Here is a 26,086-nt window from a genome sequence, read left to right on the forward strand (position 1 = left end):
GACAGGGCGCCCGTTCACACACGCGGGGTCGGCGGTCAGCGCCAGTCGGGGGCGCCCGAGGCAGGGGACAGGGTGCTCTCGATCTTCGTCCGGATCTCCCGCATGACCGCCACCACCCGGGCCTCGTGCTCCTCGCTGAGCCGCGCCACCGGTACCGAGCAGCTGATGGCGTCGACGGCCGGTGAGTCGTACCGCAGGGCGAAGCCGAAGCCCGCGATGCCCGTCACCGTCTCCTCGCGGTCGACGGAGTAGCCGCGCTCGCGCACGCCGGCGAGGTCGGCGAGCAGCGTGACGTGCTCGGTGTGCGTGTTCTTCGTGCGGGGCGTCAGGGAGCCTTCAGGGAGCGGGAGTCGGTCGTCCGGGCGCTCGGCGAGCAGGGCCTTGCCGAGCGCTCCGGCGTGGGCCGGGATCCGGCGGCCGACCCGGCTGATCGTGCGCAGGTATTCATGGGATTCGCGCGTCGCGAGGTAGACGACGCTGGCGCCGTCGAGCCGGGCCAGATGGATCGTCTCGCCGAGTGTGTCCGACGCCTCGTCGAGATAGGGCCGGGCCGCGCGCACATGCGGGTCGCTGTCCAGGTAACTCGTCCCCGTGTGCAGGGCGCGGATGCCGATGCCGTAGAGAGAGCCCGTCTTGTCGGTGCGCACCCAGCCGCAGTCGATGAGGGTCCGCAGCAGTTGGTACATGCTGCTGCGTGGCACGCCCAGTTCCTCGGCGAGTTCGTCCAGGCGGGCCGGGCTGTCGCCCCGGGCGGCGAGAAGTTCGAGCAGCGCGACGGTGCGGGATGCCGACTTCACCCCACGGACCCCGCTGTTCTCCGGCATGCCTCCCATCTTAAATCCGCATGGTCACGCCCATTGACCGCGCTGCGTCCACCCGCTTAGCCTCCGTTCTCATACATGTACGCCATCTGCATATGAGGATGAGACTTGTGGAGCGGTTCAGTGCGGACACCGATGACGTCACTCAGCGCCTGCGGGAAGGCATGGCGGGCGGGGTGCTGGCCTTCCCTCTCACCAGCTTCCGGGACGACGGCAGCCTCGACGTGGAGTCGTACCGGGAATACCTGACCGCCCAGGTGGCCACCGCCCCCGGTGCGTTGTTCCCGGCCTGCGGAACGGGCGAGTTCAGCGCGCTCGACGAGGACGAGTACCGAGCGGTCGTCCGGGCCGCGGTCGAGGCCGCCGACGGCCGGCTGCCCGTGGTCGCGGGTACCGGCTACGGCTGGGCGCAGGCGCTGCGCTTTGCCCGCATCGCGGAGGAGGCCGGAGCCGACGCCCTGCTCGTCATGCCCCACTACCTCGTCGCGGCCCCGCAGGACGGTCTGATCGAGCAGCTGCGCCGGATCGCGGCGGGCACGCGGCTGCCGCTGATCGCGTACCAGCGCGGCCAGGTCACCTTCGACGCCGAGGGCGTGCGCCGGATCGCCGAGATCCCCACCGTCATCGGGCTCAAGGACGGTCACAGCGACCTCGACCGGCTCCAGCGCCTCACCCTCGCCGCACCGGACGGCTTCCTGTTCTTCAACGGCGCGGCGACCGCCGAGATCCAGGCGCGCGCGTACGCGACCGTCGGCGTCCCCGCCTACTCCTCGGCCGTCCACGCGTTCGCACCCGAGATCGCCGACGCCTTCTTCACCGCGCTGCGGGCCGACGACGACGTGGTGACACGGAAGCTGCTGCGCGACTTCTACGTACCGCTGGTCGAGCTGCGCGACCGGGTCCCGGGCTACGCCGTGTCCCTGGTCAAGGCCGCGGCCCGGCTGCGCGGACTCCCGGTGGGCCCCGTGCGTGCCCCGCTCACCGACCCCGTCCCGGCCGACCTCGCCGACCTGAAGAAGATCCTCGACGCCGGGCTGGACCTGGTCGGCGCCGCCCGCCGCCGAACCGCCTGAACCGCGCTCCCATCGCGCCGGCCCACGGCTCCCGGCCAGGGTCGGCGCGGGCCGGCGGTTCGACAGACCGACAGACCGACAGTTCAAAGGGGAACTGACATGCCGCTCCTCGTGGTCGGGATCAGCGTTCTGGTGCTGCTGATCCTGATGACCCGCATGAAACTCAACGGCTTCGCCGCGCTCCTGCTCGTGGCGATCGGCGTCGCACTGGTCCAGGGGATCCCGGCGATCGAGATCCCGGACATCCTCTCGGCGGGCATCGGGGACCAGATCGGCGACACCATGCTCACCATCGGCCTCGGCGCCATGGTCGGCCGGGTGATGGGCGACTCCGGAGCGGCCCAGCGGATCGCGGGCAAGCTTCTCGACGCCTTCGGGCCGCGCGGGGTCCAGCTGGCCATGGTGGTCACGTCCATGCTCATCGGCGTGACCATGTTCTACGAGGTCGCCTTCATCATCATCGTGCCGATCGCGTTCACGCTCGTCAGGGTCACCGGGGTGAACCTGCTCTGGGTGGGTCTGCCGATGTCGATCTCCCTGTCCACGATGCACAGCTTCCTGCCGCCGCACCCAGGTCCCACCGCCGTGGCCGCGACCTTCCACGCCTCCGTCGGCCACACCCTCTTCTACGGTCTCTTCATCGCCGTACCGATCGGTGCGCTCATCGCACTCCTCTGGCCGCGCCTGCCGTTCGTCAAGGCGATGAACCCCTCCATACCCACGGGCCTGGTCAGTGAGCGCGAGTTCACCGACGAGGAAATGCCCGGCATGGGCTGGTCGCTGTTCGTGGCACTCTTCCCGGTGGCGTTGATCGCCGGCGCGGCCGTGACCGACATGCTCACATCCGGCGAGAGCCCCTTCCTGCACGGCATCGCCTTCATCGGCTCGGCACCGATCGCGCTCCTGCTGGCCCTCCTCCTGGCGGCCTGGGCGTTCGGACCGCGGATCGGCCGCAGCCTGGCCGACGTCAGTGCCTCCTGCACCTCGGCGGCCAAGGCGATGGCGATGATCCTCCTGGTCATCGGGGCGGGCGGCGCCTTCAAGAACGTCCTCGTCGAAGGCGGGATATCCGACTACATCAAGGACATCACCGAGCACTGGGCGATCTCGCCGATCATCCTGGCCTGGCTCATCGCCGCCATCCTCCGCATCGCGCTCGGCTCCGCGACCGTCGCCGTGGTCACCGCCTCCGGTGTGGTGCTGCCGCTCCTCGCGGGCAGCGGCGTCCACCCGGAGATGATGGTGCTCGCCGTCTCCTGCGGATCGATCGCCTTCTCCCACGTCAACGACCCGGGATTCTGGCTGTTCAAGGAGTACTTCAACCTCTCGGTCATCCAGGCGATCAAGGTCCGCACCGGCTACACGACCGTCCTCGCCGTCCTCGGCCTCGGCGGCGTCCTTGCGGCCGAGTGGGCCCTCGACGTCCTGAGCCTCTGAAACCTCCGCTCCCGGCCCGCCGCCCTCTCTCGTACCCAAGGGACCCGACCAGCATGAACCAGCCGACCATCACCGACTTCGCCGTCTATCCCGTCGCCGGCCGCGACTGCATGGAGCTGAACCTCTCCGGGGCCCACGGCCCCTTCTTCACCCGCAACATCGTCGTCCTCAAGGACTCCGAGGGCCGTACGGGACTGGGGGAGGTGCCCGGAGGCGAGCAGATCACCCGGACCCTGCGGGATTCCGAGTCCCTGGTCCTCGGCGCGAAGGTGGGCGACCACAAGCGCGTCCTGCGCGAGATCGGGAGCCGGTTCGCGGACCGCGACTCGGGCGGACGAGGCGCCCAGACCTTCGACCTGCGCACCACCGTGCACGCCGTCACCGCCGTCGAGTCGGCCCTGCTCGACCTGCTGGGCCAGCACCTCGACGTACCGGTCGCGGCGCTGCTGGGCGACGGGCAACAGCGGGACTCCGTACGGGTGCTCGGCTATCTCTTCTACGTCGGCGACCCCGGCCGCACCGGCCTGGAGTACGTCCGCGAACCCGGCTCCGACGTCGACTGGTACCGCGTCCGGCACGAGGAGGCCCTCACACCCGAGGCCATCGTCCGCCAGGCCGAGGCCGCCCACGACCTCTACGGCTTCCGGGACTTCAAGCTGAAGGGCGGAGTCCTCGCGGGCGCGGAAGAGGTCCAGGCCGTGCGCGCGCTCAAGGACCGCTTCCCCGCCGCGCGCATCACCCTGGACCCGAACGGCGCCTGGTCACTGCGCGAGGCGGTCGAGCTGTGCTCCCCGCTGGTGGGAACGCTCGCCTACGCCGAGGACCCCTGCGGGGCGGAGGACGGCTACTCGGGGCGGGAGGTCCTCGCCGAGTTCCGCCGTGCGACGGGGCTGCCGACCGCGACCAACATGATCGCCACCGACTGGCGGCAGCTGACCCACGCCCTGGCCCTGCAGTCCGTCTCCATCCCGCTGGCCGACCCGCACTTCTGGACCATGCAGGGGTCGGTGCGCGTCGCCCAGTTGTGCAACGCGATGGGCTTGACCTGGGGATGCCACTCCAACAACCACTTCGACATCTCACTCGCCATGATCACGCACTGCGGGGCCGCCGCCCCGGGCGAGTACAACGCCCTGGACACGCACTGGATCTGGCAGGAGGGCCTGGAGCGGCTCACCGTCAGCCCGCCGCGCATCGCCGACGGCGAGATCGCCGTACCCGACGCCCCCGGCCTGGGCGTCGAGCTCGACATGGACCGCCTCCTCGCGGCCCACGAGCTGTACCAGCAGAAGGCGTTGGGGGCGCGGGACGACGCCGACGCCATGCAGTACCTCGTACCCGGCTGGACGTTCGACGCCAAGCGGCCCTGCCTGGTGAGGTAGGCCCCGTCGGGGCCCGGTGCGGCACGTCCCGTCCGGGCCCGGCAGGGCAGGTCCTGTCCGGCGGACCGTGGTGGTCCGCCGGACAGTCCATGGCGTGAGGAGCGGGCGGCGGCCGGCCGGCCCTCGCCGACCCGCCCGCGACCCGTCAGGACAGCCGGGCCGCCGTCGCCATGAGCTCCGCCGTCCACGTGTGCACGAAGGCGTTCTGCCCGTCGGCCGCCGGCCGTTGCGGCACGTCGAGGGCTGAGGCGCGTCAGTGCCCGTGACCGCCGGCCTCGTGGCCGCCCGAGGAGCCGTCCGTGGGCGCGGTCGGGGAGGGAGTCTCCGCCGCCGCTCCGGACGGGACGGTGAAGGCCGCCGTCCGGACGGTGCCCTCGTGCTTGAAGTCCAGGAACAGCCGGTAGGTGGCGGAGCTGGGCGCCGTCGCGGTGAAGGAGACGCCCGGCCCGGGCTCGGTCGAGCCGTCGCCGGGTTCGCCGTCGGGGTGGACGTGGAGATAGGCGAGATCGCCGGCGCGCAGGGCGACGAGATGTCCGTACGCCCCCAGATGGGGCTGCAGGCCGGAGACGGCCCGGCCGTCCTTCCGCACGGTGAAGGTGACGCGCTCCGGTGAGCCCGGGCGCAGGGTGCCGCTCAGGGAGACCGTGTATCCGTCGACCGTGGTCGTCGGGGCGGGCTTCGGGAGTTCCGCCGCTTCGTACGGCCCGGAGACGGCCAGGTCCGCGCCCGGAGTGAGGTTGTCGGCGTTCTCGCCGGCGGGCGTGAAGTCGGCGAAGACCCGGTAATCGCCTGCTGCGGGCAGCTTGACGGGGGTGCTCCAGGTGCCGTCGGCCGCCCGGGTGGGATGCAGGTGGCGGTAGGTGACCAGGTCGCGTGAGGCGAGGACCAGATGGAGTTCCTTGTCGTGCTCGCGCTGGAATGCCGTGACCTTCCGGCCGGCCCGGTCGCGGATGGCGAAACGCAGCTCGCTCTGCTGTTCCGCCTTCATCCGCGGGGTCTTGAGATCGAGCGTGTAACCGCCCTCGGATATCTGGAGACCCCCGGCGGGAGGATCCGTGCGGCCGTCGCCCGCAGGGGACGCGGTGTTCTTCGTGCGGCCGGAGTGTTCGGAGGCGCTGGTGCTTCCCGCCTCGGGGCCGACGGCGAGTCCGAGGCCGTAGGCGGCACCGAAGGACGCGGCGAGTGCGGCGGTGAACGCAGTGGTCTTGGCGGCGGGGTTCATGGCTGCTCCAGTGCTCTCTGTGCGGAGGCTCAAGGGTCCGACGCCTCGAGCGTATACCCTCCAGGGGTATGTGCGCGCTGTCCCGTCCCAGCTTGTCATAGATACGGGTGGGGGGTATACCTGAAGTGAGACGGATACCCATGAGGGGTATACTGGGTCCCGTTCGGACGAGGAGCAGGAAATGACTTCCACGACTTCAGGTGACACCCGGGTCGAGCTCGCCATCGGTGGCATGACCTGTGCCTCGTGCGCGGCGCGGATCGAGAAGAAGCTCAACCGCATGGAGGGCGTCGAGGCCACCGTCAACTACGCCACGGAGAAGGCCAGGGTCGCATTCGCCGAGGACATCTCGGTCGACGACCTGATCGCCACCGTCGAGGCCACGGGCTACACCGCTCAGCGGCCGGCCCCGCCCCGCCCCGAGCCCGGCGGAACCGGTGCGCCAACCGGGAGCGAGGACGAGCCCGCCGATATCGAGCTGCGGACCCTGCGCCAGCGGCTCCTCACCGCGGTCCTGCTCGCCGCACCGGTCATCGCGATGGCGATGATCCCGGCCCTCCAGTTCGAGTACTGGCAATGGCTCTCCCTCACGCTCGCCGCCCCGGTCGTCACCTACGCGGGCTGGCCTTTCCACCGTGCCGCCTGGACCAACGCCAGACATGGTGCGGCCACCATGGACACCCTGATCTCGGTCGGTACGTCGGCCGCGTTCCTGTGGTCGCTGTGGGCGCTCTTCTTCGGAACGGCCGGGATGCCGGGGATGACGCATCCCTTCGAATTCACGATCACCCGCAGTGACGGAGCGGGGAACATCTATCTGGAGGCCGCCGCCGGTGTCACGGCCTTCATCCTGGCGGGCCGGTACTTCGAGGCCCGTTCGAAGCGCAAGGCAGGCGCCGCGCTCAAGGCGCTCCTGGAGCTGGGTGCCAAGGAGGTCACGGTGCTGCGCGAGGGCCGCGAGATCACCCTGCCCACCGCCGGCCTGAGCGTCGGGGACCGTTTCCTGGTCCGCCCCGGCGAGAAGATCGCCACGGACGGAATCGTGGTCGAGGGCTCCTCCGCCGTCGACGTCTCGATGCTCACCGGCGAGTCGGTGCCCGTCGAGGTCGCCGCCGGTGACTCCGTCACCGGTGCGACCCTCAACGCCGGCGGCCGCCTGGTCGTCGAGGCCACCAGGATCGGCGCCGACACCCAGCTGGCCCGGATGGCCGCGCTCGTGGAGGAGGCCCAGAACGGCAAGGCCGCCGCGCAGCGCCTGGCCGACCGGATCTCCGCCGTGTTCGTGCCGGTCGTCATCGGACTGGCGCTCGCGACACTCGGCTTCTGGCTCGGCTCGGGCGCCGGACTCACCGCGGCCTTCACCGCGGCCGTCGCCGTACTGATCATCGCCTGCCCCTGCGCACTGGGCCTGGCCACGCCCACCGCCCTGCTGGTCGGCACCGGACGCGGGGCCCAGCTCGGCATCCTGATCAAGGGGGCGGAGGTCCTGGAGACCACCCGCCGGGTCGACACGATCCTCCTCGACAAGACGGGCACCGTCACCACCGGGCGTATGACGCTGCTGAAGGTCCACACCGCAAAGGCCACGGACGAGGCCGACGTGCTGCGCCTCGCGGGCGCGCTGGAGCACTCCTCCGAACACCCGATCGCCCGGGCCGTCGCCGAGGGCGCCGCCGGGACGCTGGGCGTGCTGCCCGCTCCCGAGGACTTCACCAACGTTCCGGGCCTGGGAGTCCAGGGTGTCGTAGAGGGCCACACCGTCCTCGTCGGCCGCGAGAAGCTGCTGGCCGAATGGGCGATCGAGCTTCCCGAAGAGCTCAGGAACGCCAAGGACCTGGCCGAGAAGGACGGGAGGACCGTGATCGCGGTGGCCTGGGACGGCGAGGCGCACGCGGTCCTGGAGGTCGCCGACGCGGTCAAGGAGACCAGCGCCGAAGCGGTCCGGCGGCTGCGCGCCCTCGGGCTGACGCCCGTGCTGCTGACCGGCGACAACAAGGCGGTCGCCGCGTCCGTCGCGGCCGAGGTCGGAATCGACGAGGTCATCGCCGAAGTCATGCCGCAGGACAAGGCCGAAGTCGTCCGGAAGCTCCAGGCGGAAGGCCGAAGCGTCGCCATGGTCGGCGACGGCGTCAATGACGCCGCGGCGCTCGCCCAGGCGGACCTGGGCCTGTCCATGGGGACCGGCACGGACGCCGCCATCGAGGCCGGCGACCTGACTCTCGTACGCGGGGACCTGCGGGTGGCCGCCGACGCGATCCGGCTCTCCCGCAGGACGCTGGGCACGATCCGCTCGAATCTGTTCTGGGCCTTCGCGTACAACGTGGCAGCCCTCCCGCTCGCCGCGGCCGGCCTGCTCAACCCCATGATCGCCGGAGCGGCCATGGCCTTCTCGTCGGTCTTCGTCGTCGGCAACAGCCTGCGCCTGCGGGGCTTCCGCGCCGCCGTCTGAAGCCGTCCGGACGCCCCGTGCCCCGCCCCCGCAGCACACGAGGGCGGGGCACGGGGCGTTGCGGTTTGCGTCCGACGGGCCCGGGCGGCAGGGTTCGGGCGTGGCCACTCTGCTGATCGTGCATCACACGCCCTCGCCCAACTGCCAGGCCCTGTTCGAGGCGGTGGTCTCCGGTGCGACGACGGAGGACATCGAAGGCGTACGCGTCGTGCGGCGAGCGGCCCTCTCCGCCACGGCGTCCGACGTACTCGCCGCCGACGGCTACCTGCTCGGCACCCCGGCGAACCTCGGGTACATGTCCGGCGCCCTGAAGCATTTCTTCGACACGGTCTACTACCCGTGCCTGGACGGGACGAAGGGCCGGCCCTTCGGCTACTACGTGCACGGCGGGAACGACGTCACCGGCGCCGTACGGGGCATCGAGACGATCACGACGGGCCTCGGCTGGCGTCGCGCCGCCGACGCCGTGACCGTCACCGGTGAGCCGGGCAAGGACGACACCGAGGCGTGCTGGGAACTCGGGGCGACGCTCGCAGCCGGACTGATGGACTGACGGGGCCTACCGCGGGACGAGGGTCGCCTCGGTCGCCTTCACACCGGTCCAGACCGGCACCCCTTCGGCCAGACCGAGTTCGGCGGCGGCCTGCGGGGTGATCTCCGCGACGAGATCGGGTGACTCGGTGGAGGCGATCAGGACGCGCAGCCGGCTGCCGCTGGCGGTGATCTCGCGGACCGTACCCGGCCAGACGTTACGCGGGCTGCCGCCCGGCCTGTCGCGGTGGACGGAGACGGCTTCGGGGCCGATGACCGCGAGGGCGGGGGTGCCCGGGGGCAGCGGCTCCGCGGCGACGAGGTGGCCTCCGCCGGACAGCCGGAGGCCGTCGGCCGTGGCTGTGCCCGGCCAGGCGTTGCGGCCGAGCATCCGGGCGACCCAGGGGGAACGCGGATGGCGGGTGACCTCGCCGGGCGTCGCGTCCTGCAGGGCCCGGCCCTCATCGAGCACGAGGACGCGGTCGGCCAGCGACACGGCCTCGACGGGATCGTGCGTGACGATCAGGCAGACGCCCCCGAAGCCGTCGAGGTGGGTGCGCAGGGTGTGGCGTACATGGGCACGGGTGGTCTGGTCGAGGGCGGCGAGCGGCTCGTCAAGGAGCAGCAGTCGGGGGCGCGCGGCCAGCGCGCGGGCGAGCGCGACACGCTGGGCCTGGCCGCCGGAGAGCTGGGAGGGCTTACGGGCGGCGAGGTGCCCGACACCGAGACGGTCGAGCCACTGCCGGGCGCCGCGCCGGGCCTCGGCGCGCGGTACGCCGTGGGCGCGGAGCCCGTAGGCGGTGTTGGCCAGCGCGGAGAGGTGCGGGAAGAGGGCGCCGTCCTGCGGGACCCACGCCACGTCCCGCCGGTGCGGGGGCAGGCCGCCGGTGTCAATGTTCCCGAGGCGCAGAGCGGCGTGGGCGCGCGGCGTCAGTCCGAGGAGTGCGCGCAGCAGGGTGGTCTTGCCCGCGCCGTTCGGGCCGACGACGGCGATCGTCGTGCCCGGTTCCGCATCCAGGGTGAGCTGGGTGAAGCCGGTGATCTCGGCGTGCAGCGGCCAGCTCTCGCGGGGCGCGGGGAGCGCGGCGGGGGCGGGCGGGCCGCCCGCGGCGGGCTCCGGGCCGGGCTCCTCGACGGGGCGGTGCGGGGCCGTGGTGGAGCGGGGCGCGCCGGCCCAGCGTCCGCGCAGGGCGACGAGCACCGCCATGGCGACGGCGAGCAGGAGCAGCGAGACGGAGGTGGCCGCCTCGGGGGAGTCCTGGAGCAGCAGATACACCTGCAGGGGAAGAGTCTGCGTGGTGCCCGGCAGATTGCCGGCGAAGGTGATGGTCGCGCCGAACTCACCCAGCGCCCGAGCCCAGGTCAGTGCCGCGCCCGCGGCCAGACCGGGGGCGACCATGGGCAGGGTCACGGTGAAGAACACACGCACCGGGGAGGCGCCCAGGGAGGCGGCCGTCTCCTCGTATCGTGGATGCAGACCGCCCAGGGCCCCTTCGAGGCTGATGACGAGGAACGGCATCGCGACGAAGGTCGCGGCGAGGACCGCGCCCGAGGTGTGGAACGGCAGGGTGATGCCGAACGTGCCCTCCAGCCAGGGCCCGAGGAGCCCCCGCCGGCCGAACGCCAGCAGCAGCGCCACGCCGCCTACGGTCGGCGGCAGCACCATCGGCAGCAGGACGAGCGAGCGCACGAGGGCCTTGCCGGGGAAGTCGACGCGGGCCAGCAGCCAGGCCAGGGGCACGCCCAGCACGAGCGAGAGCACGAGCGCCCAGGCGGAGACCAGCAGCGACAGCTTCAGGGCCTGTGTGGTGCCGGGACTCGTCAGATGAGCGCCGAGGTCGCCCCAGGACGTTCGCGCCAGGACGCCGGCCAGCGGCAGCACCAGGAACACGACGGCGAGCAGGGCGGGAATCGCCAGGGTGAGCGGGGTGCCGGACGGGCGGCTGCGGAGCTGTTTCAACGCGTTTCCCTACGAGTCCGGCCTGGCCGGGTCACGGCTTCTGGAAGCCCGCGGCCTGGAGGATCTTCTGTGCCTCGGGCGTGGACAGCCAGGACACGAACGCGGCTGCGGCCTCGGTGTTCCCGGACGACTTCAGTGTCGCGGCCGGATAGGACGCGATGGCGTTCTGCGCGTCCGGGATGTCGATCGCGTCGACCTTGTCGGTGGCGGTGGCGGCATCCGTCCGGTAGACGAGACCCGCGTCGGCCTCCCCGAGCTCGACCTTGCTGAGGACCGCACGGACGTTGGGTTCCTGGGAGACCGGCTTCACGTCGATCTTCTGGGCGTCAAGGATGTCCCTGCCGTAGCGGCCGACCGGTACCTCGGGGGCGGCCAGGACCACCTTGAGCGCGGGATCGGCGAGATCCGTGAGGCTCTCGACCTTCTCGGGGTTCCCTTGGCCGGTGGCGATGACCAGGCGGTTCTTCGCGATGACCGTCGGCTTGCCGGTGTCCGCCGTCAGTCCGTCCATGGTCCTGGTGTCGGCGGTGACGAGCGCGTCCGCGGGAGCGCCCTGCCCGACCTGGGCGGCGAGCTCCTGCGACCCGGCGAAGGAGAACGTCACCTTCGTGCCGGGGTGCCCCTTCTCGTACGCGGCACCGGCGGCCACGAAGACATCGGTCAGCGAGGAGGCGGCCAGCACGGTCAGTTCGGTCTTCGGCGCGGCGGAGTCCTTGCCGTCGGCTTCGCCGCCGCACGCGGCCAGGGTGGCGAGCAGGGCCGCCGGCAGGACCACGGCGCCGGCCCGGCGGCCGGTGAGAGGGAAAAGCATCAGGGGAACTCCTCGGTAGGAGCCGCCGCTCGTCGGCGGCTGCCGCGTCAGGCGCGGTCGATGTGCACGCTGGTCGACTTCACACGAGCCGTGGCCTGCACGCCGACCTCGAGTCCCAGCTCCTCCACGGCTTCACGCGTGAGCAGCGAGACGAGGCGGTGCGGGCCGGCCTGGATCTCGACCTGGGCCGCGATGTCACCGAGCTTCACCGAGGTGACGATGCCCGGGAAGGCGTTGCGCGCCGAAGTGTAGGGGACCTCGCCCTCGCCGGGACCGGCCTGGGCGACCTCGATCGAGAAGGCGGCCAGGTCACGGCCGTCGATGAGACGGCGCCCGCTCCCGTCGCGATGGGTCGTGACCCTGCCGGCGTCCGCCCAGCGGCGGGCCGTGTCCGGGCTCACGCCGAGGAGACGTGCCGCCTGCCCGATGGTGTAGGACTGCATGTGCGCCACGATAGATGGTTCACACTCGCATTTACAGTGCAGGTACGAGTTTTACCTCGCAGGCGCGATTTCTGGCGAGTGATGCGGGACACTCCCCGGTCAGGTGCGCGCCGTAGCGCGGCTTTGCGCCAATTCCGGGGTCTCGCGGAGCCGTACGCCCGGGTTCCCGGAGCCGACAGGTCATGCCTGGGCAACAGGAGCCGGAAGACCGGACCACTGCCGCCCGCAGACCGATCGCCCCAGGTGGCACGGGCACCGCAGGTCTCCGCAGCCATCCCGTGGTGGACGTGTGAGCATCTCGGCCATCTTTAAATCAGTTGCTTGACCGATGAGTTGGCGGCGGCTTGCCTGGACGCTCCGAGAGGCCCTCGACCGAGGAGACGACCAATGGAACGGACGGCGCGGGCCGAGCAGATCACCGGGACCAGGGAGCGGATTCTCCACGCAGCGGAGCGGCTGTTCGCCGAGCGCGGCGTCTACGCGGTGTCCAACCGCCGGGTCAGCGAGGTCGCGGAACAGGGCAACAACGCCGCCGTCGGCTACCACTTCGGGACGAAGGCCGATCTGGTGCGGGCGATCACCCGGAAGCACAGCCGGCAGATCGAGGAGGCCCGTGCCCGCCTGCTGGTCCGCATCGAGGACCCGACGGACATAGGGGAGTGGGTGGCCTGCCTGGTGCGACCCACCACCGAGCACCTGGCCACGCTCGGCAGCCCCACCTGGTTCGCACGGTTCTGTGCCCAGGTCATGACCGATCCGGCGCTGCAGGACATCATGGCCGAGGAGTCGCTCGCCTGCCCGCCGACGCTGCAGGCCCTCGACGGGCTGAACAGGTGCCTGCCCGACCTGCCGGTCGACGTCCACGTCGAGCGGGCCGCCATGTCGCGCAACCTGATCCTCCACACCTGCGCGGAGCGTGAACGCGCACTCGCCGCAAACACCTCCACACCCCGCACGACCTGGCACGACACCGCCACCGGTCTGATCGACGCCGTCGTCGGGCTCTGGATGGCACCGGTCACACCCTGCCGCTGACGGCCCTCCGGATCACCCCACCCGACCCCGAAACCCGTGCTCCGGCGCCAGCATCCGGGCCGCCGGGGCCGAGAACAGAGGCACCCACCATGACCCCCTCCCGCGTACTCGTGGTGGGCGCGTCCGCCGCCGGGCTGACCACCGCGGAGGCACTGCGCCGCAAGGGCTACCAGGGTGAGCTGACACTGCTGGGCGCCGAGCGGCACCATCCGTACGACCGCCCGCCCCTCTCCAAACACGTGCTGGCCGGCAGCAGGGCCCCTGACACCGCTCACCTGCGGACGCCCGAAACGCTGGCGGCGCTGGACGCCGCATTCCTCCTCGGTGACCCGGCGGTCGGCCTCGACCCGGACAGCCGTACGGTACGCACGGAGTCGGGCCGCGAACTGAGCGCCGACGCCGTCGTCGTCGCCACCGGACTGCGGCCGAGGACCCTGCCCGGGCAGCCGGCCGCCGAAGGCGTTCACGTACTCAGGACACTCGACGACGCCCTCGCCCTGAGGGCAGGACTTCTGACATCGCGGCGGCTCGTCGTGGTCGGGGAAGGCGTACTCGGCTCCGAGATCGCCGCCACCGCGCGCGCCATGGGGCTGGACGTCACCCTGGCCGGTCCTCGGCCGGCACCCATGCTGGACCAGTTCGGGCCCGTGGTGTCGGATCTGCTCGCCGCACTGCACGCCGGGCACGGGGTGCGTCTGCGGCTGGGCCACGCGGTCAGCGGACTGACCACCGCCCAGGGCCGCGTGACCGGAGTGCGTCTGGACACGGAAGAGGTGCTTCCGGCTGATGTGGTCGTCGTCGCGATAGGGGGCGAACCCGCGACGGGATGGCTGACGGGCAGTGGGCTGCGCATCGATGACGGCCTCGTCTGCGACTCCCGGTGCCGGGCGGCGGAGGGGATCTACGCCGTAGGGGACGTGGCGGCCTGGCACCACCAACTGTTCGACGTCCCCATGCGCCTGGAGAACCGCACGAACGCCACCGAGCAGGCCCTCGCCGTCGCGGACAACATCCTCGGCGCGGACCGGCCCTACACCCCCGTGCCCTATTTCTGGACCGACCAGTTCGACGCCCGGATCCAGGCCCACGGCCGGCTCGGTCCGGACGCCGGGGCGACCGTCGTGGACGGCGACCCCACGAGCGGACGTTTCGTCGTCCGCTACGAACGCGACGGCAAGGTCACCGGAGTCCTCGGCTGGAACATGCCCAAGCAGGCGCGGCTGCGCCGCCAGGAGATCGGCGGTCCCGTCCCGTCCCTGGAAACCTCCGCGCCGTGACAGCGGCCGAGGACACGTCACTCCCACCGCACGACGAAGTGAGGAAGCGATGACCAGCACGACAGGCACAGAAGAGGCGCTCACGCCCCCGGCCCCGGAATGGCCGATGTCCCGCGCGACGGGCTGTCCGTTCGACCCACCGCCCGCCCTGAAGGCCGAGCAGGAACAGGGGGCGCTCAGGAAGGTCGGCCTGTGGGACGGGACCACGCCCTGGCTGGTGACTCGTTACGCCGATCAGCGCGCGCTCCTCGCCGATCCGAGGATCAGTGCCGACATCTCCCGGCCCGGCTATCCCAGTTCGGCACCGGTGAAGGGGACGAGCTTCAGCTTCATCCTGATGGACGACCCCGAACACGCCCGCCAGCGGCGGATGGTGACGGCGCCCTTCACGATCAGGCGGGTCGAGGCGATGCGCCCCGCCGTCCAGAAGATCGTGGACGGACTGATCGACGACATGCTGGCCGGGCCCCCGCAGGCCGACCTCGTCCAGACGTTCGCGCTCCCGGTTCCCTCGCTCGTCATCTGCGAACTGCTCGGAGTGCCGTACGCCGACCACGACTTCTTCCAGGAGAACAGCAAGATCCTCATCAGCCGGAGCGCGGATCCCGAGGTACGGGCCGTGGCCCACGGCAATCTGATCGGCTATCTGGACGAGCTGATGGGTCACAAGATAGCCCGGCCCGTGAACGACCTCCTGTCAGGACTCGGTACCCGGGTCGAGGCGGGTGAACTGTCCCGCCGTGAGGCGGCCGAGATGGGCGTCCTGCTGCTGCTCGCCGGACACGAGACCACGGCGAACATGATCGCTCTGGGCACCCTCGCCCTGCTCGAGCATCCCGGCCAGCTCGCGCTGCTGCGTGACACCGAGGACCCCACCGTGGTCTCCGGTGCCGTCGAGGAGCTGCTGCGCTATCTCAACATCACCCACGGGGGCCGCCGTCGCGTGGCCCTGGAGGACATCGAGATCGCGGGCGAGGTCATCCGGGCGGGCGAGGGAATCATCGTGCCCAACGACATCGGCAACCGTGACCCCGAGGTCTTCGCCGACCCCGACCGGCTCGACCTCCGGCGCGACGCCCGGCGTCATGTGGCCTTCGGTTTCGGCGTGCACCAGTGCCTCGGTCAGCCGCTGGCGCGCATGGAGCTGCAGGTCGTCTACAGCACCCTCTACCGTCGCATCCCCACGCTGCGTCTGGACGCCCCGCTGGAGGAGCTGTCGTTCAAGCACGACGGAGCCGTCTACGGCGTCCACGAACTGCCCGTGGCGTGGTGACCGTGCACCCCCCACACCCCGCCGCACAGTGACACCGACGACGAAGGAGTCTTCATGAAGGTGATCCTCGACCAGGACAAGTGCGTGGCGTCCGGACAGTGCGTGGTCGCCGCCGCCGACGTGTTCGACCAGGACGACGACGGCATCGCCGTACTGCTCGACGCCACGCCGTCCTCGGACCGTGCCGACGACGTCCAGCAGGCCGCGGCCGTGTGCCCGGCACTCGCCATCATGATCCAGGACTGACGCGAGGCGGCCGGCCGGCGGACGGCGGGGGACGGGCCTCGGTCCGCAGTGGCCCGCAGCAAACCCTTACGGGCTGCTGCGGGCCACTGCTGTGCCGCGGCGCGTCCCTTGTCGCCGTGGTGCGCCCGGACGGTCGCCCAGTGCGGCTTCCGGCTGAGTTCGCCGCCCGGCCCCACCCATCGAACGGCAGCCGGGTCGTCGAGGTCATGGACCGGAATGCCGGCGGCTGCGGCAGCGATCAGTACGTCGGTCATGGCGGTCGCACTCATGAGCCGCATGTCCGATTTGGTCTGGTTTTTTAAATTAATCCCGTAATCCATAAAAGGCCATTTCATGCGACCTGACCCTCTTCGATCGGGAACAAAGCGCCCGAATCGGACTCCGTGACCAGGGTCACTTCGCGCACCCCGGACGCGGGGGTGCGGCAGCCGGTTCCCTTCTGTGCCAACGGGAATGGCCGGCGCGATGTGGGGTGGATTACATGAATTCCCGTGAATTGATCTTCCGGATGAATTGTGATCACCATGCCGGGCTTGTTCCTTTCCCTATTTCTCGCCTACGGTCGCCATCACTCCGGACGGAACGCCTAATCCTGCCGCCGTCCGGTTACCCGACCACTTCTTCGTGCGGCAGGAGCGGGGGACCCAAGTAAGCGCCGATCCGGTTTCCGGAGCGGCTCGGGGTGAAGTCGCATTCGTATGCGACCGGACATCTCCAGTCCGAACCCGACAGCTCACTTCGCAGGCGACGGAGAGGAATTCAGCATGCCCGAGAATGGTAAGCACCGTCGTTACAGGGCCAGTTCACTGACCCGCGGTATCATCGCCGTGAGCACGGGTGGAGCCGCCCTGGCCCTTCCTGTGATCGGTGCGACCGGCGCCTTCGCCGCCCCGGCCCAGCCGACCGCCGTCGAAAAGGCGGCGACGTCTACTGCCGTATCCGGCAAGGGAATTGCCGCGCAGAAGTCCGAGACCGGCGCCTATTCCGTCGTCGTGGGCGACACCCTCGCCAAGATCGCCCGTGAGCATTCTGTCAGCGGCGGCTGGAAGGCCCTGTACGAGACCAATCAGAAGGTTGTCGGTGGAAACCCCGACCTGATTCGCCCCGGTCTTCAGCTGACCATCGGTGCCAAGGCCGAGAACAAGTCGGCGGACAAGGCCGAGAAGGCCGAATCCAAGGCGTCCGACCGGGCCGAGGAGAGCGCTGACCGCGCCGACCGTTCGGAGCGTGCGAGCACCCCCGTCGCCGCCGAGGGCGCGCCCGCCACCGAAGCCGTTCCCGCCACCGAGGCCGTTCCCGCCGCCGAGACGGCCACGTACACGAACGACCTCGACGGCTGGATCAAGGAGTCGCTGGCCATCATGGCCGAGCAGGGCATCCCCGGCAGCTACGACGGGATCCACCGCAACATCATCCGCGAGTCCTCGGGTGACCCGATGGCCATCAACAACTGGGACTCCAACGCGGCGGCGGGTATCCCGTCCAAGGGGCTGCTGCAGGTCATCGACCCGACCTTCCAGGCCTACCACGTGCCCGGTACGTCGATGGACAGCTACGACCCGGTCGCCAACATCACGGCCGCGTGCAACTACGCCGCTGACAAGTACGGCTCGATCGACAACGTCTTCTCGGCCTACTGAGTCCTCGCCGAGGCGAAACCGCCGGCGCGCGGGCGTGTGACAGAGGGACAGGACTGACGGGTGGTACGGGTTCGGCGGAACCCCTACCACCCGTCAGTCGTTTCCGGAGGGGGTCGCGCCACGGCGGCCGGCGCACCGGCGACCGGCCGGCCGGACCCGGGCGACTGGTCTCGTACAGGTTCGTCGTCCATACTGCCCGCCGTGGAGCAGCGCATAGATTCGAAGATCAAGTCCGAGTTCGCCGCGGGGACAGACCCGGCGTACATCCCCGGCCTGACGGCCCCTGCCCCCGCGCGGACGGAGGCGGAAGCGGAGAAGGCGGCGCCCGAGCGCAACCCGAAGGCCGAGATCGTGGACGCTCATGCCGAGGGGGTGGCCGAGGAGGCCGTGGACGATTCCGCGGCCGCCGACGAAGCGGCCCCGGAGGACGCGGCCCCGGGCGTCGATACGACGCGTGAGGGCGCCGGTGACGGGGACGGCCCCGTCTTCGAGGTCAGCGACCGGCGCGGATCCATCAGGGCGGACGCCGAGGGCGTCCGCTTCCGGCTCGACGACCAGGAGGCGGAGTTCGACTGGTCCGAGATCGGGGCGGTCGAGGTCAAGACCGGCCGCTTCGGGCGCCGGTTCACCGTAACCGTCCACCTGTCGAGCCGCCGGTGGTTCAACGCCGAGGTCGAGGCGGGCGCCCGCAGCGACCTGAAGGCGTGGACGGCGGAGCTCGACGAGGCGCTGGACGCCTACTTCGAGGAGGCCTGACCCGCGTCACGGTCACGGCCGCGTACCGGGCTGCTCATCGGCCCGGTGCGTGGCATGCCCTGACCGCTTCAGGCCCCCGCTGCCGCGTCGAGCACCACGGAGCGGGTCAGATGGCGCGGCAGGTCGGGATCGAGGCCACGGGCCGCCGCGCGGGCGATCGCCAGGCGCTGGACCCGGACCAGGTCGGCCAGCGGGTCCAGGCCGCTCTCCACCCAACGGGCCCCGGTCGCCAGCACCCGCTCCCGTAGTCCTTCCGGAGCGGTGCCGAACATCCAGGTCGCGGTACCGGTCGTGGCGATGCTGATGGGGCCGTGGCGGTATTCCATCGCGGGGTACGACTCGGTCCAGGACAGGGACGCCTCTTTCATCTTGAGCGCCGCCTCGTTGGCGAGCCCGACCGTCCAGCCGCGCCCCAGGAAGCTGAACTGGGTGCATTCCAGGAGCCCTGCGGGCAGCGGCTCCGCCAGGGCGGTCTCGGCGTCCCGTACGACGTCCTCGGTGTGCAGCCCGAGATGGGCACGGAACAGGGTCAGCGCGGTGGTGGCGAACCTCGTCTGCACCACCGACCGTTCGTCGGCGAAGTCGAGGACGACCACGTCGTCGGCGGCAGCCATCACCGGGGTGTGCGGGTCGGCGGTCACGGCGACGGTCCGGGTGGTCCCCCGCAGCCGGGTGAGCAGATCGAGTACCTCGGTGGTCGTACCTGAACGCGTCAGCGCGACGACCCTGTCGTACGCGCGCCCGAAGGGGAATTCCGAGGCGGCATACGCGTCCGACTCGCCCTGCCCGGCGGCCTCGCGGAGCGAGGCGTACGCCTGCGCCATGTAGTACGACGTCCCGCAGCCGACGACGGCGACGCGCTCACCGGTGGCGGGCAGGGCACGCATCCGGTCGACAGCGACCTCCGCGGCGCGGCGCCAGCACTCCGGCTGGCCGGCTGTCTCGGTCTCGACATGCGACATGTCCGCACTCCGCTTCCGCTGCTGTTCGCACCTGGTGGGGTGGGGCTGGGTGAAATCGATGCCCGCGTGTTCAATACTGCATGTCGGATGGGATAATCGAGCAAGAACAAGCAAACTGATCGAGGTCCCCTGTTCTTCGCGGCGGCTGTTTTCAGTCAAGCTTGGTAGGTGGACGGCTCAATCCGGTTCCGTCATCCCCGTGGGGATATCCGCGCCATCGTGCGAAGTTGACGGCTGATATGCCTGTACATCAGGTAGAAAATCCCCTGAGAGGTGCATCTGCGGCAACCTCGGGCGGCCACCGGTGGCCGGTGGGTGGGCCGGGCGAAGGGTAGTTCCACGCCATCGGGCCTGCGCGATGGCCGAGTTCGAACGCGCGGCCGGATCTCGGTCGGCATAATCGCCCCATGCCGATCAGGGGTGGGGACGTCGGGGACTTCGGCGGGGGGCCGTGTGTCCGGTTGCCGCCGAAGCGGGGCTGCGGCCTGGCCGCCCGGGGGCTCCCCGTCTCGCCGCGCGGCCCGCTGTGGAACCCCGCCCCCGCCCCGACAACAGGGACGCGGTGACACCGTGATGGCATGGATCGTGGCCCTGACCGCCGTCGCGGCGGCATTATGGTCGGCCGCCCGTATGCGGCAGGCCGCGCGGGACGCGTACGCCGCCTCGGCACGCGTGGAACTGATCGAGCGTCAGGCCAAGGCGGCCGAGGCCCGCACCCTCGCCCTCACCGAGGAGATCCGCCAGCTCGCCCGGAAGCGGATACCCGCCGCGGCGACCGCACTCTCCCACCGGACCGCACGCGTTCCCGGGCTCCGGGAGGCCTCAGAGATCGAGAGTGACGCCGCACGTCTGCTGACCGAGGCCGTACAGGCCGCCCGCACGGCGGTTCTGGAGGAACGCGGACGCGTCGACGCGGCAGCGCGCTCGGCCATGCGCGGAACCTCGGCCAAGATCCAGTCACTGCTCAACCAGTCGCAGCACCTGCTGCAGGAACTCCAGCACGAGTACGACGACCCGCGGATCCTGCAGCTCGACTTCCGTAACGAACTGGCGCTGCGCCGCACCCAGGCCACGGCCGTACTCTGCGACGCCTGGCCGGGACTCGCCCGGCAGAACTCCCCGCTCGTCGAGGTCGTGCTCGGCGCCAAGTCCCGGGTCGCCGGGTACGAGCGGATCAAGGTCGCCAACCATCTGCGCCAGGAGCGGCTCGCGCTGGTCGCCCGGGCCGCCGAACCCCTCGCGATCGCGCTCGCCGAGCTGCTGGCCAATGCGACGGCGTACTCGCACCCGGACACCGAGGTACCGGTGACGGTCCAGCAGGCCGCCGGGCGCGGGGCTCTGATCCTGGTCGACGACGCCGGGATCGGCATGGACGACGACGCGCTGAAGCGGGCCCGGGCACTGCTGTCCGGCCCCTCCGAGGTGCTGCTCACCGAGCTGGGCGACCCGCCGCAGACCGGCTTCGCCGTGGTGGGGCGGCTCATCGCGAGATACGGCTTCAGCTGCCACATCGAGGCGTCGCCGTACGGGGGGATGCGCACGATGCTGCGTATCCCGGCCCATCTGCTGACCGTGATCGACGACGACCGCACGCTGTCCGTGCTCGCGCCGAAGCCGGTGCACGCGCGGGGGGCCGGGGCCGCTGCCGAAAGCCTCTCGCCCGTACCGGCCGAGCCCGACGCGCCCCCGGCCCCGGCCGAACCCGCCCCCGCCGCCCGGGGAGCGGTGGGCCCGGCGGAACTGCCCACCCGGCGGCGCAGATCCCCCCGGACGGCCTCCCCGCAGGCGTCGACGGCTCGGCAGCAGCCGGTGGAGGAGGCCGCGCTCCGCACGCCCGAGCGGGCCGGAGCTGCCTGGGCCGCCCTCCAGGAAGGCACCCTCAGAGGCAGGAAGGCGCCCGGGCCCCCGGGGCCCTCTGCATCCCCATCGGACGACCAAGGAGACGACGAGACGTGAGCACCACCCCCACCGCCGGTGATCTCGCCTGGGTGCTGACTCCCCTGCTGGACCTGCCCGGAGTACGGCACGCCGTGGTCGCCACCGGCGACGGGCTCGTCGAAGGCGCGTCGCCCGGCCTGGACCGTGCGTCCGCCGAGCGCGTCGCCGCGATGACGGCCACCCTGCACGCGGCGGCCCGTGCCTTCACCACCGCCTTCACCGAGGCCGAGTCACCGCGCCTGGCCCAGACGGTCGTGGAGTCCGACCTGGGATTCGCCGTCGTCGTACCGGCCGGCAAGAACACCACGCTGGCCCTGTTCGCGGCTCCCGACGCCCACCTGGGGAACATCGCTTACCAGATGCAGGTGCAGGTCACCGCGCTGACCCGGGCCATGCACGCCCCCACCCGCCGGCCGGACGCGCGCACCCGGCCATGACCCCCGGCCCAGGGCGCCGCCTGATTCCCGCCTACCTGGTCACCGGTGGCCGTTGGGCGCCCACCGGTCCCGCGCTCGACCGGCTCGCGGTGGTGATCCGTACGGACTCGGCCCTGCCACCGGACAGCGGTTCCGAGCAGCGCAGGCTGTGCGAGCTCCTGGAGCCGGGGGCCCTCACCGTCGTCGAATGCGCCGCCCACCTGGACCTTCCGGTCAGCGCCACGGTCTTCCTGGCCACGGACCTCGTGGCCGCAGGACATCTGCACGCTCGACCACCGATCCCCAGCACCGGTGAGATCGACCGGTCGCTCGTCGAGAGGCTGCTCGTTGGACTCCGTTCCCTCCACTGACCGGGGCGGCATCGGCTACCTGCCGAGCGCCGCCGAGACCCTGATGAAACTCGTAGTCACGGGTCCCTTCGGCGTGGGCAAGACGACCCTGATCCGTACTCTGTCGGAGATTCCCACCCTGCACACGGAAGAGGCGATGACGCAGTCCAGTACGGGACTCGACGACACCGCCGGTCTTCCGGAGAAGACCACGACCACGGTCGCCGTCGACTTCGGGCGGCTGACCGTGCAGGACGACCTGGTGCTCTACATGTTCGGCACCCCGGGCCAGGAGCGCTTCCTCCCCCTCTGGGAGGACATCGCGCGCGGTGCGCTCGGCGCCCTCGTCCTGGTCGACACCCGTCGGCTCGAGGACTCCTTCGCCGTCATGGACATGGTGGAGGAGCAGGGGCTTCCGTACGCCGTCGCGGTGAACCGGTTCCCCGACGCCCCCGCCCACGCCGACGAGGTCCTGCGCAAGCACCTCGACCTCGATCCGCGCACCCCGCTGGTGCAGTGCGACGCCCGCGAACGCCCGGGCAGCATCGACGCCCTGATCGCCCTCGCCGAGCACGCGCTGACCCGTCTGCCCGCATCGCAGGGAACCTCATGACCCCTCCCGTGCCCGGCACGTCACCAGGCGCCGCCGCATCGCTCCTCGAGCCGCTCGCGCTGTACGGCGCGGGCTTCGCCGCCGACCCGCACGGCCACTACCGCAGGCTGCGGGCCCAGGGTCCGCTGGCCAGGGTGCGCATAGCCCCGGACGTCGACGCGATGCTGGTCACCGACTACCACGCAGCCGTCGACCTGCTGCGGGACACCGAGACCTTCACCAAGGACCCGCGTGCCTGGCAGGCGGGTGTACCGGCAGACTCCCCGGTCCTGCCCGTGCTCGGCCACCGGCCCACCGCGGCCTTCACCGACGGTGCCGTCCACGCCCGCTACCGCGATGCCATCAACGACACCCTCGCCCTGATCGAGCCCCACCTGCTGCGTGCGGAGGTCGCCCGGGTCGCGCAGCGGCTCATCGCCGCGTTCTCGGCCACCGGCAGCGGTGACCTCATCGCCCAGTACGCCCGCAGGCTCCCCCTGCACGTTTTCACGGCCTCGCTCGGTGTGGCGCCGGAGGACGCCGACAGGGTGGTCCGGGGCGTCGGCGGAATGATGGACTCCGAGGAGGACGCGTCGGCCGCGTACGACGACCTCGTCGGCGTCGTCACCGGCCTGGTCGCCGCACGGCGGGCCCGCCCGGGCCGCGACCTCACCACCTACCTGCTCGCGCATCCAGCAGGTCTCGACGACGACGAGGCCGTGCGCCAGATCACACTCATCATGAGCGCGGGCCACGACCCCACGACCAATCTGATCGGCAACGCGCTGCTGCGCATGCTGAGCGACACCGGCTACGGAAAATCCCTGCACGGTGGCGCGATGACCGCGCACGAGGCGATCGACGACGTGCTCTGGCGTGATCCTCCCCTGGCCAACATGGGGGCGCACTTCCCACGTCACGACACCGAGTTCCACGGGGTGCCGCTACGCGCCGGACAGCTGCTGCTGGTCTCGTTCGCCGCCGCCAACACGCAGTCGCCTCCCTCCACTTCGGATGCCGCGGTGCGCTCCGGCGACGGCGCCCACCTGGCGTGGTCGACGGGGCCGCACCGCTGCCCGGCCAAGCAGCCCGCCCTGCTGATGGCGATGACCGCGATCGAACAGCTCACCAGCCAGCTCTGCGACCTGGAGCTGGCCGTCGAGCCCGGCGCGCTGGTCTGGCGGCCGGGCCCGTTCCACCGTGCCCCGGCGCACCTCCCGGTGCGTTTCACACCGCTCGACACGCTTCCTGAATGTGGCGGCGCGGCCGCACCGGACGCCGCCGATCACGTTCCGATCCGTGTCGGTGGTACGCCGAACGGGTGAGGGGCGAGAGAATTGCCCGATGAACAGCGAGCGCAGCCGGCGCACAGCCAACCGGCTTACGGACGGGGTGGTTCTGTGAGCAGGTACGACAGGTACGACAGGTACGACGCCACCGACGAACAATGGGAAGGGCTCGCCCAGGTCGTACCCCTGAGGGGCCGTAACGAATGGCCGTCCCGGGTCGACCACAGGACCGTCCCTGAGCAACGGGAGTCGGCCGAGCAGCGGCGCCTGGTCGTTCTGCGGGTCCAGGTGTTCGCGGACGCGCGCGAGGTGGCCGAGTACCTGGTGGCACAGATCCCGGTCCTGCTGGACCTGACCGGCGCCGAGAGCGATGTGGCCAAGCGGATCCTGGACTTCAGCAGCGGCGTGGTCTTCGGGCTCGGCAGCGGGATGCACCGGGTGGACCGCAACGTCTTCCTGCTCGCGCCGGTCGGCATGGAGGTCGAGGGGGTCACAGCGGCGGGCGTACCTCAATCGTAGGAAGGTCGTGCGGGCGGAACGGTTCGCCGCTCACGGGCGTGCGTACGGTCCGCTCATGACTGTGATCTCCTCGGGGCGGCCGCCCGGCGCGGCCCGCCCCGCCCGCCCTTTCGTCGGTGAACTCCGGCTAAACGCCTTCGCCTCGCACCGCCGCACCGTCATCCCGCTCGGGCCGCTCACGCTGCTCGCCGGAAGCAGCGGCAGCGGGAAGTCGACCGCCCTGCGCGGGTACGAGGCGCTGGCGCGGCTGGCCGCCGGGGACACTCTGGAGGACGTCTTCCCCGACCCGGCGGCCTGGGTGCCCGAAGGGGGCGGGGCCGACCCGCAGGGGCGGCGCGGATTCAGGCTCGGCTGCACGGTGGAGGGCCCGGCCGGCCCGGCGAGACTGGATCTCGCCGTGCAGGCCGAGCCCGCGCTCCGTATCGTCGGTGAGCGGCTGACGGACTGCGGCGAGACCCTGCTGAGCACGGCGCTGCGGGACCCACGCCGTCACTCGGTCCAGGCCGCCTGGCACACCGGCGGGGCGGTACCGGTGACGCGGGCCCCGCTCCCCGACGACCGGCTGGGCACGGCACTGCTGCCGTTGCGGGTCGCGGGGGTGACGGACGGGCAGCTGAGGGTGCTGGCCGCCGCCGAGCAGGTGGTCGTGGCCCTGCGGTCCGCCTTCGTCTGCGATCCGCAGCCGGAGCGGATGCGTGCGGCGGTGCCGGTCGGGGAAGGGCGGCTGACCTCGTGCTGCGACAACCTCGCGGAAGTCCTGTACCGCACCCACAGCCAATGCGCGCAGCAGCACGCCCGGCTGGTCGCCGGCGCGGACGCCGGATGCGCGGGAGAGGTGACGGGACTGACCGTGGAGAGCCTTGAGGACGGGACCGTGCGTGCTCTGGCCGGACGGGGCCCGGGCCGCAGCACACCCATCGGGCGCCTCGGCGACGGCGAACTCCGCTATCTCGCGTTCGCACTCGTGCTGCTGACCGGACCTCATGTCCTGGCGGTGGACCCGGCGGCGGAGGTGCCGTCGGCCATACAGGTCCTCACCGTGGTGGCCGACGGGCTCGACCGGAGCCTGGATGTACGGCAGACCAACGAACTGCTGACGCTGGCGGCGTCGATCTGCGCGGGCGGGCACATGCGCTTGCTGGGGACGGTCGGTGAGGCGGCAGCGACGGCGGCCCGCGGGACGGCCGGTGTGACAGTGGTAGACCTGGCACCGTGACGGAACTGGATGTAGCACAACTGCAACGGCGGCTCGCCGACTTCGCGGCGACGCGGGCCTGGGAGCCTCACCACACGCCGAAGAACCTCTGCGCCGCACTGAGCGTGGAGGCCTCCGAACTTCTCGAGATCTTCCAGTGGCTGACACCGGAGCAGTCGGCGAGAGTGATGGAAGACCCCGACACGGCGTTCCGTGTGACGGACGAGGTCGCGGACGTCCTGGCGTATCTGCTGCAGTTCTGTGAGGTCCTGGGCATCGACGCTCTGGCGGAGCTGGCGGCGAAGATCGACCGGAACGAGGCACGCTTCCCGGCACCGGGCAGCAGCGAGTCAACAGATCGTCACTCTTCGGAGTGATCGACTTATGCACAACCGATTTCCTGTCCACAGATTTCCGTTTTCCTCTGGCTTTCGTGTGCCTCTACCTTCACTGTGGGTAATGAAGAGGT

General features: G+C 71.1%; 26 protein-coding genes and 1 riboswitch. Of the genes, 19 read left to right on the forward strand and 7 right to left on the reverse strand.

All coding sequences use genetic code 11. The features are described from left to right. Window positions 1-35: 35 nt before the first annotated feature. Entirely contained in the window at window positions 36-824 is a 789-nt protein-coding gene (locus tag ACWD04_RS17825; RefSeq protein ID WP_451132884.1) for an IclR family transcriptional regulator, read from the reverse strand. 107 nt (window positions 825-931) lie between these two features. On the opposite strand from ACWD04_RS17825, the gene ACWD04_RS17830 reads away from it, so the two are divergent. The 3 genes from ACWD04_RS17830 to ACWD04_RS17840 all read left to right on the forward strand — a co-directional run bounded on the left by ACWD04_RS17830 (window position 932) and on the right by ACWD04_RS17840 (window position 4,713). Further along, window positions 932-1,894 (forward strand): 5-dehydro-4-deoxyglucarate dehydratase, encoded by a 963-nt coding sequence (locus ACWD04_RS17830; protein WP_451132886.1) that lies wholly within the window; start codon window positions 932-934, stop codon window positions 1,892-1,894. Window positions 1,895-1,993: 99 nt separating this feature from the next. Continuing rightward, window positions 1,994-3,331, forward strand: a complete 1,338-nt coding sequence (locus tag ACWD04_RS17835) for a gluconate:H+ symporter (RefSeq protein WP_451132888.1) — start codon at window positions 1,994-1,996, stop codon at window positions 3,329-3,331. Window positions 3,332-3,384: 53 nt separating this feature from the next. Beyond that, on the forward strand, window positions 3,385-4,713 hold the full coding sequence (locus ACWD04_RS17840) for an enolase C-terminal domain-like protein (protein ID WP_451132890.1): 1,329 nt from the start codon (window positions 3,385-3,387) through the stop codon (window positions 4,711-4,713). A 253-nt stretch (window positions 4,714-4,966) separates the two neighbouring features. Here the strand turns inward: ACWD04_RS17840 and ACWD04_RS17845 are convergent, their stop codons facing one another. Then, entirely contained in the window at window positions 4,967-5,935 is a 969-nt protein-coding gene (locus ACWD04_RS17845) for a hypothetical protein (protein ID WP_451132892.1), read from the reverse strand. 181 nt (window positions 5,936-6,116) lie between these two features. Between ACWD04_RS17845 and ACWD04_RS17850 the strand changes: the two genes are divergently transcribed. After that, window positions 6,117-8,384, forward strand: coding sequence for a heavy metal translocating P-type ATPase (locus ACWD04_RS17850; protein ID WP_451132894.1), 2,268 nt, complete (start codon window positions 6,117-6,119; stop codon window positions 8,382-8,384). A 100-nt stretch (window positions 8,385-8,484) separates the two neighbouring features. Next, a complete protein-coding gene (locus ACWD04_RS17855; protein ID WP_451132896.1) occupies window positions 8,485-8,937 on the forward strand; it encodes a flavodoxin family protein in 453 nt (150 codons plus the stop codon). A gap of 6 nt (window positions 8,938-8,943) precedes the next feature. On the opposite strand, the gene ACWD04_RS17860 is transcribed toward ACWD04_RS17855, so the two are convergent. Genes ACWD04_RS17860 through ACWD04_RS17870 form a run of 3 tightly spaced genes read right to left on the reverse strand, consistent with a single transcriptional unit; the run spans window position 8,944 to window position 12,129 of the window. Continuing rightward, complete coding sequence (locus ACWD04_RS17860) at window positions 8,944-10,875, reverse strand: ABC transporter permease (protein WP_451132898.1); 1,932 nt, start codon at window positions 10,873-10,875, stop codon at window positions 8,944-8,946. Between the two features lie 31 nt (window positions 10,876-10,906). Then, window positions 10,907-11,686, reverse strand: a complete 780-nt coding sequence (gene modA / locus ACWD04_RS17865; RefSeq protein ID WP_451132900.1) for a molybdate ABC transporter substrate-binding protein — start codon at window positions 11,684-11,686, stop codon at window positions 10,907-10,909. A 47-nt stretch (window positions 11,687-11,733) separates the two neighbouring features. Then, a complete protein-coding gene (locus ACWD04_RS17870) occupies window positions 11,734-12,129 on the reverse strand; it encodes a TOBE domain-containing protein (protein WP_451132902.1) in 396 nt (131 codons plus the stop codon). A 387-nt stretch (window positions 12,130-12,516) separates the two neighbouring features. Here ACWD04_RS17870 and ACWD04_RS17875 point away from each other — a divergent pair, with 387 nt between their 5' ends. The 4 genes from ACWD04_RS17875 (at window position 12,517) to ACWD04_RS17890 (ending at window position 15,960) form a co-directional block, all read left to right on the forward strand. Continuing rightward, complete coding sequence (locus tag ACWD04_RS17875; RefSeq protein WP_451132904.1) at window positions 12,517-13,164, forward strand: TetR/AcrR family transcriptional regulator; 648 nt, start codon at window positions 12,517-12,519, stop codon at window positions 13,162-13,164. 89 nt (window positions 13,165-13,253) lie between these two features. Continuing rightward, entirely contained in the window at window positions 13,254-14,441 is a 1,188-nt protein-coding gene (locus ACWD04_RS17880) for an NAD(P)/FAD-dependent oxidoreductase (RefSeq protein WP_451132906.1), read from the forward strand. A gap of 49 nt (window positions 14,442-14,490) precedes the next feature. Then, window positions 14,491-15,714 carry a cytochrome P450 gene (locus tag ACWD04_RS17885; RefSeq protein ID WP_451132908.1) on the forward strand — a complete coding sequence of 408 codons (1,224 nt, stop codon included), beginning with the start codon at window positions 14,491-14,493 and terminating at the stop codon, window positions 15,712-15,714. Between the two features lie 54 nt (window positions 15,715-15,768). After that, entirely contained in the window at window positions 15,769-15,960 is a 192-nt protein-coding gene (locus tag ACWD04_RS17890) for a ferredoxin (RefSeq protein WP_451132910.1), read from the forward strand. Between the two features lie 331 nt (window positions 15,961-16,291). On the opposite strand, the gene ACWD04_RS17895 is transcribed toward ACWD04_RS17890, so the two are convergent. Then, window positions 16,292-16,486, reverse strand: a complete 195-nt coding sequence (locus ACWD04_RS17895; protein ID WP_451132912.1) for a hypothetical protein — start codon at window positions 16,484-16,486, stop codon at window positions 16,292-16,294. A 75-nt stretch (window positions 16,487-16,561) separates the two neighbouring features. After that, window positions 16,562-16,722, forward strand: a riboswitch (cyclic di-AMP (ydaO/yuaA leader). 2 nt (window positions 16,723-16,724) lie between these two features. Between ACWD04_RS17895 and ACWD04_RS17900 the strand changes: the two genes are divergently transcribed. Together ACWD04_RS17900 and ACWD04_RS17905 are read left to right on the forward strand one after the other, a co-directional pair. Beyond that, on the forward strand, window positions 16,725-17,600 hold the full coding sequence (locus ACWD04_RS17900; protein WP_451132914.1) for a transglycosylase SLT domain-containing protein: 876 nt from the start codon (window positions 16,725-16,727) through the stop codon (window positions 17,598-17,600). A 201-nt stretch (window positions 17,601-17,801) separates the two neighbouring features. Further along, window positions 17,802-18,356, forward strand: coding sequence for a hypothetical protein (locus tag ACWD04_RS17905; protein WP_451132916.1), 555 nt, complete (start codon window positions 17,802-17,804; stop codon window positions 18,354-18,356). 68 nt (window positions 18,357-18,424) lie between these two features. Here ACWD04_RS17905 and ACWD04_RS17910 read toward each other — a convergent pair whose 3' ends face one another. Continuing rightward, a complete protein-coding gene (locus ACWD04_RS17910) occupies window positions 18,425-19,318 on the reverse strand; it encodes an SIS domain-containing protein (protein ID WP_451132918.1) in 894 nt (297 codons plus the stop codon). Between the two features lie 573 nt (window positions 19,319-19,891). Between ACWD04_RS17910 and ACWD04_RS17915 the strand changes: the two genes are divergently transcribed. The 8 genes from ACWD04_RS17915 (at window position 19,892) to ACWD04_RS17950 (ending at window position 25,994) form a co-directional block, all read left to right on the forward strand. Next, entirely contained in the window at window positions 19,892-21,274 is a 1,383-nt protein-coding gene (locus ACWD04_RS17915) for an ATP-binding protein (RefSeq protein ID WP_451132920.1), read from the forward strand. After that, window positions 21,271-21,693, forward strand: a complete 423-nt coding sequence (locus ACWD04_RS17920) for a roadblock/LC7 domain-containing protein (protein WP_451132922.1) — start codon at window positions 21,271-21,273, stop codon at window positions 21,691-21,693. The genes ACWD04_RS17915 and ACWD04_RS17920 overlap by 4 nt, the downstream gene beginning before the upstream one ends. After that, window positions 21,690-22,043, forward strand: coding sequence for a DUF742 domain-containing protein (locus ACWD04_RS17925; protein ID WP_451132924.1), 354 nt, complete (start codon window positions 21,690-21,692; stop codon window positions 22,041-22,043). The genes ACWD04_RS17920 and ACWD04_RS17925 overlap by 4 nt, the downstream gene beginning before the upstream one ends. Next, window positions 22,021-22,635 carry a GTP-binding protein gene (locus ACWD04_RS17930; RefSeq protein WP_451132926.1) on the forward strand — a complete coding sequence of 205 codons (615 nt, stop codon included), beginning with the start codon at window positions 22,021-22,023 and terminating at the stop codon, window positions 22,633-22,635. The genes ACWD04_RS17925 and ACWD04_RS17930 overlap by 23 nt, the downstream gene beginning before the upstream one ends. Continuing rightward, window positions 22,632-23,939 carry a cytochrome P450 gene (locus tag ACWD04_RS17935; RefSeq protein WP_451132928.1) on the forward strand — a complete coding sequence of 436 codons (1,308 nt, stop codon included), beginning with the start codon at window positions 22,632-22,634 and terminating at the stop codon, window positions 23,937-23,939. Before ACWD04_RS17930 ends, ACWD04_RS17935 begins: the two co-directional genes overlap by 4 nt. A gap of 75 nt (window positions 23,940-24,014) precedes the next feature. Beyond that, window positions 24,015-24,422: a cell division protein SepF gene (locus tag ACWD04_RS17940; protein WP_451132930.1), complete on the forward strand. Its 408-nt coding sequence runs from the start codon at window positions 24,015-24,017 to the stop codon at window positions 24,420-24,422. A gap of 7 nt (window positions 24,423-24,429) precedes the next feature. Continuing rightward, entirely contained in the window at window positions 24,430-25,638 is a 1,209-nt protein-coding gene (locus ACWD04_RS17945; protein ID WP_451132932.1) for an AAA family ATPase, read from the forward strand. Continuing rightward, window positions 25,635-25,994 (forward strand): nucleotide pyrophosphohydrolase, encoded by a 360-nt coding sequence (locus ACWD04_RS17950; RefSeq protein WP_451132934.1) that lies wholly within the window; start codon window positions 25,635-25,637, stop codon window positions 25,992-25,994. Before ACWD04_RS17945 ends, ACWD04_RS17950 begins: the two co-directional genes overlap by 4 nt. Window positions 25,995-26,086 lie beyond the last annotated feature (92 nt).

This window comes from Streptomyces sp. NPDC002911, assembly GCF_053591835.1.

What these genes read in the sequence shown, in the direction of transcription:
- ACWD04_RS17925 (WP_451132924.1), top strand. Translation starts at nt 21,690, where the DNA reads ATGACCCCCGGCCCAGGGCGCCGCCTGATTCCCGCCTACCTGGTCACC.
- ACWD04_RS17825 (WP_451132884.1), bottom strand. Translation starts at nt 824, where the DNA reads ATGCCGGAGAACAGCGGGGTCCGTGGGGTGAAGTCGGCATCCCGCACC.
- ACWD04_RS17900 (WP_451132914.1), top strand. Translation starts at nt 16,725, where the DNA reads ATGCCCGAGAATGGTAAGCACCGTCGTTACAGGGCCAGTTCACTGACC.
- ACWD04_RS17915 (WP_451132920.1), top strand. Translation starts at nt 19,892, where the DNA reads ATGGCATGGATCGTGGCCCTGACCGCCGTCGCGGCGGCATTATGGTCG.
- ACWD04_RS17835 (WP_451132888.1), top strand. Translation starts at nt 1,994, where the DNA reads ATGCCGCTCCTCGTGGTCGGGATCAGCGTTCTGGTGCTGCTGATCCTG.
- ACWD04_RS17885 (WP_451132908.1), top strand. Translation starts at nt 14,491, where the DNA reads ATGACCAGCACGACAGGCACAGAAGAGGCGCTCACGCCCCCGGCCCCG.
- ACWD04_RS17895 (WP_451132912.1), bottom strand. Translation starts at nt 16,486, where the DNA reads ATGGTGATCACAATTCATCCGGAAGATCAATTCACGGGAATTCATGTA.
- ACWD04_RS17870 (WP_451132902.1), bottom strand. Translation starts at nt 12,129, where the DNA reads ATGCAGTCCTACACCATCGGGCAGGCGGCACGTCTCCTCGGCGTGAGC.
- ACWD04_RS17845 (WP_451132892.1), bottom strand. Translation starts at nt 5,935, where the DNA reads ATGAACCCCGCCGCCAAGACCACTGCGTTCACCGCCGCACTCGCCGCG.
- ACWD04_RS17880 (WP_451132906.1), top strand. Translation starts at nt 13,254, where the DNA reads ATGACCCCCTCCCGCGTACTCGTGGTGGGCGCGTCCGCCGCCGGGCTG.
- ACWD04_RS17935 (WP_451132928.1), top strand. Translation starts at nt 22,632, where the DNA reads ATGACCCCTCCCGTGCCCGGCACGTCACCAGGCGCCGCCGCATCGCTC.
- ACWD04_RS17875 (WP_451132904.1), top strand. Translation starts at nt 12,517, where the DNA reads ATGGAACGGACGGCGCGGGCCGAGCAGATCACCGGGACCAGGGAGCGG.
- ACWD04_RS17850 (WP_451132894.1), top strand. Translation starts at nt 6,117, where the DNA reads ATGACTTCCACGACTTCAGGTGACACCCGGGTCGAGCTCGCCATCGGT.
- ACWD04_RS17910 (WP_451132918.1), bottom strand. Translation starts at nt 19,318, where the DNA reads ATGTCGCATGTCGAGACCGAGACAGCCGGCCAGCCGGAGTGCTGGCGC.
- ACWD04_RS17890 (WP_451132910.1), top strand. Translation starts at nt 15,769, where the DNA reads ATGAAGGTGATCCTCGACCAGGACAAGTGCGTGGCGTCCGGACAGTGC.
- modA (WP_451132900.1), bottom strand. Translation starts at nt 11,686, where the DNA reads ATGCTTTTCCCTCTCACCGGCCGCCGGGCCGGCGCCGTGGTCCTGCCG.
- ACWD04_RS17840 (WP_451132890.1), top strand. Translation starts at nt 3,385, where the DNA reads ATGAACCAGCCGACCATCACCGACTTCGCCGTCTATCCCGTCGCCGGC.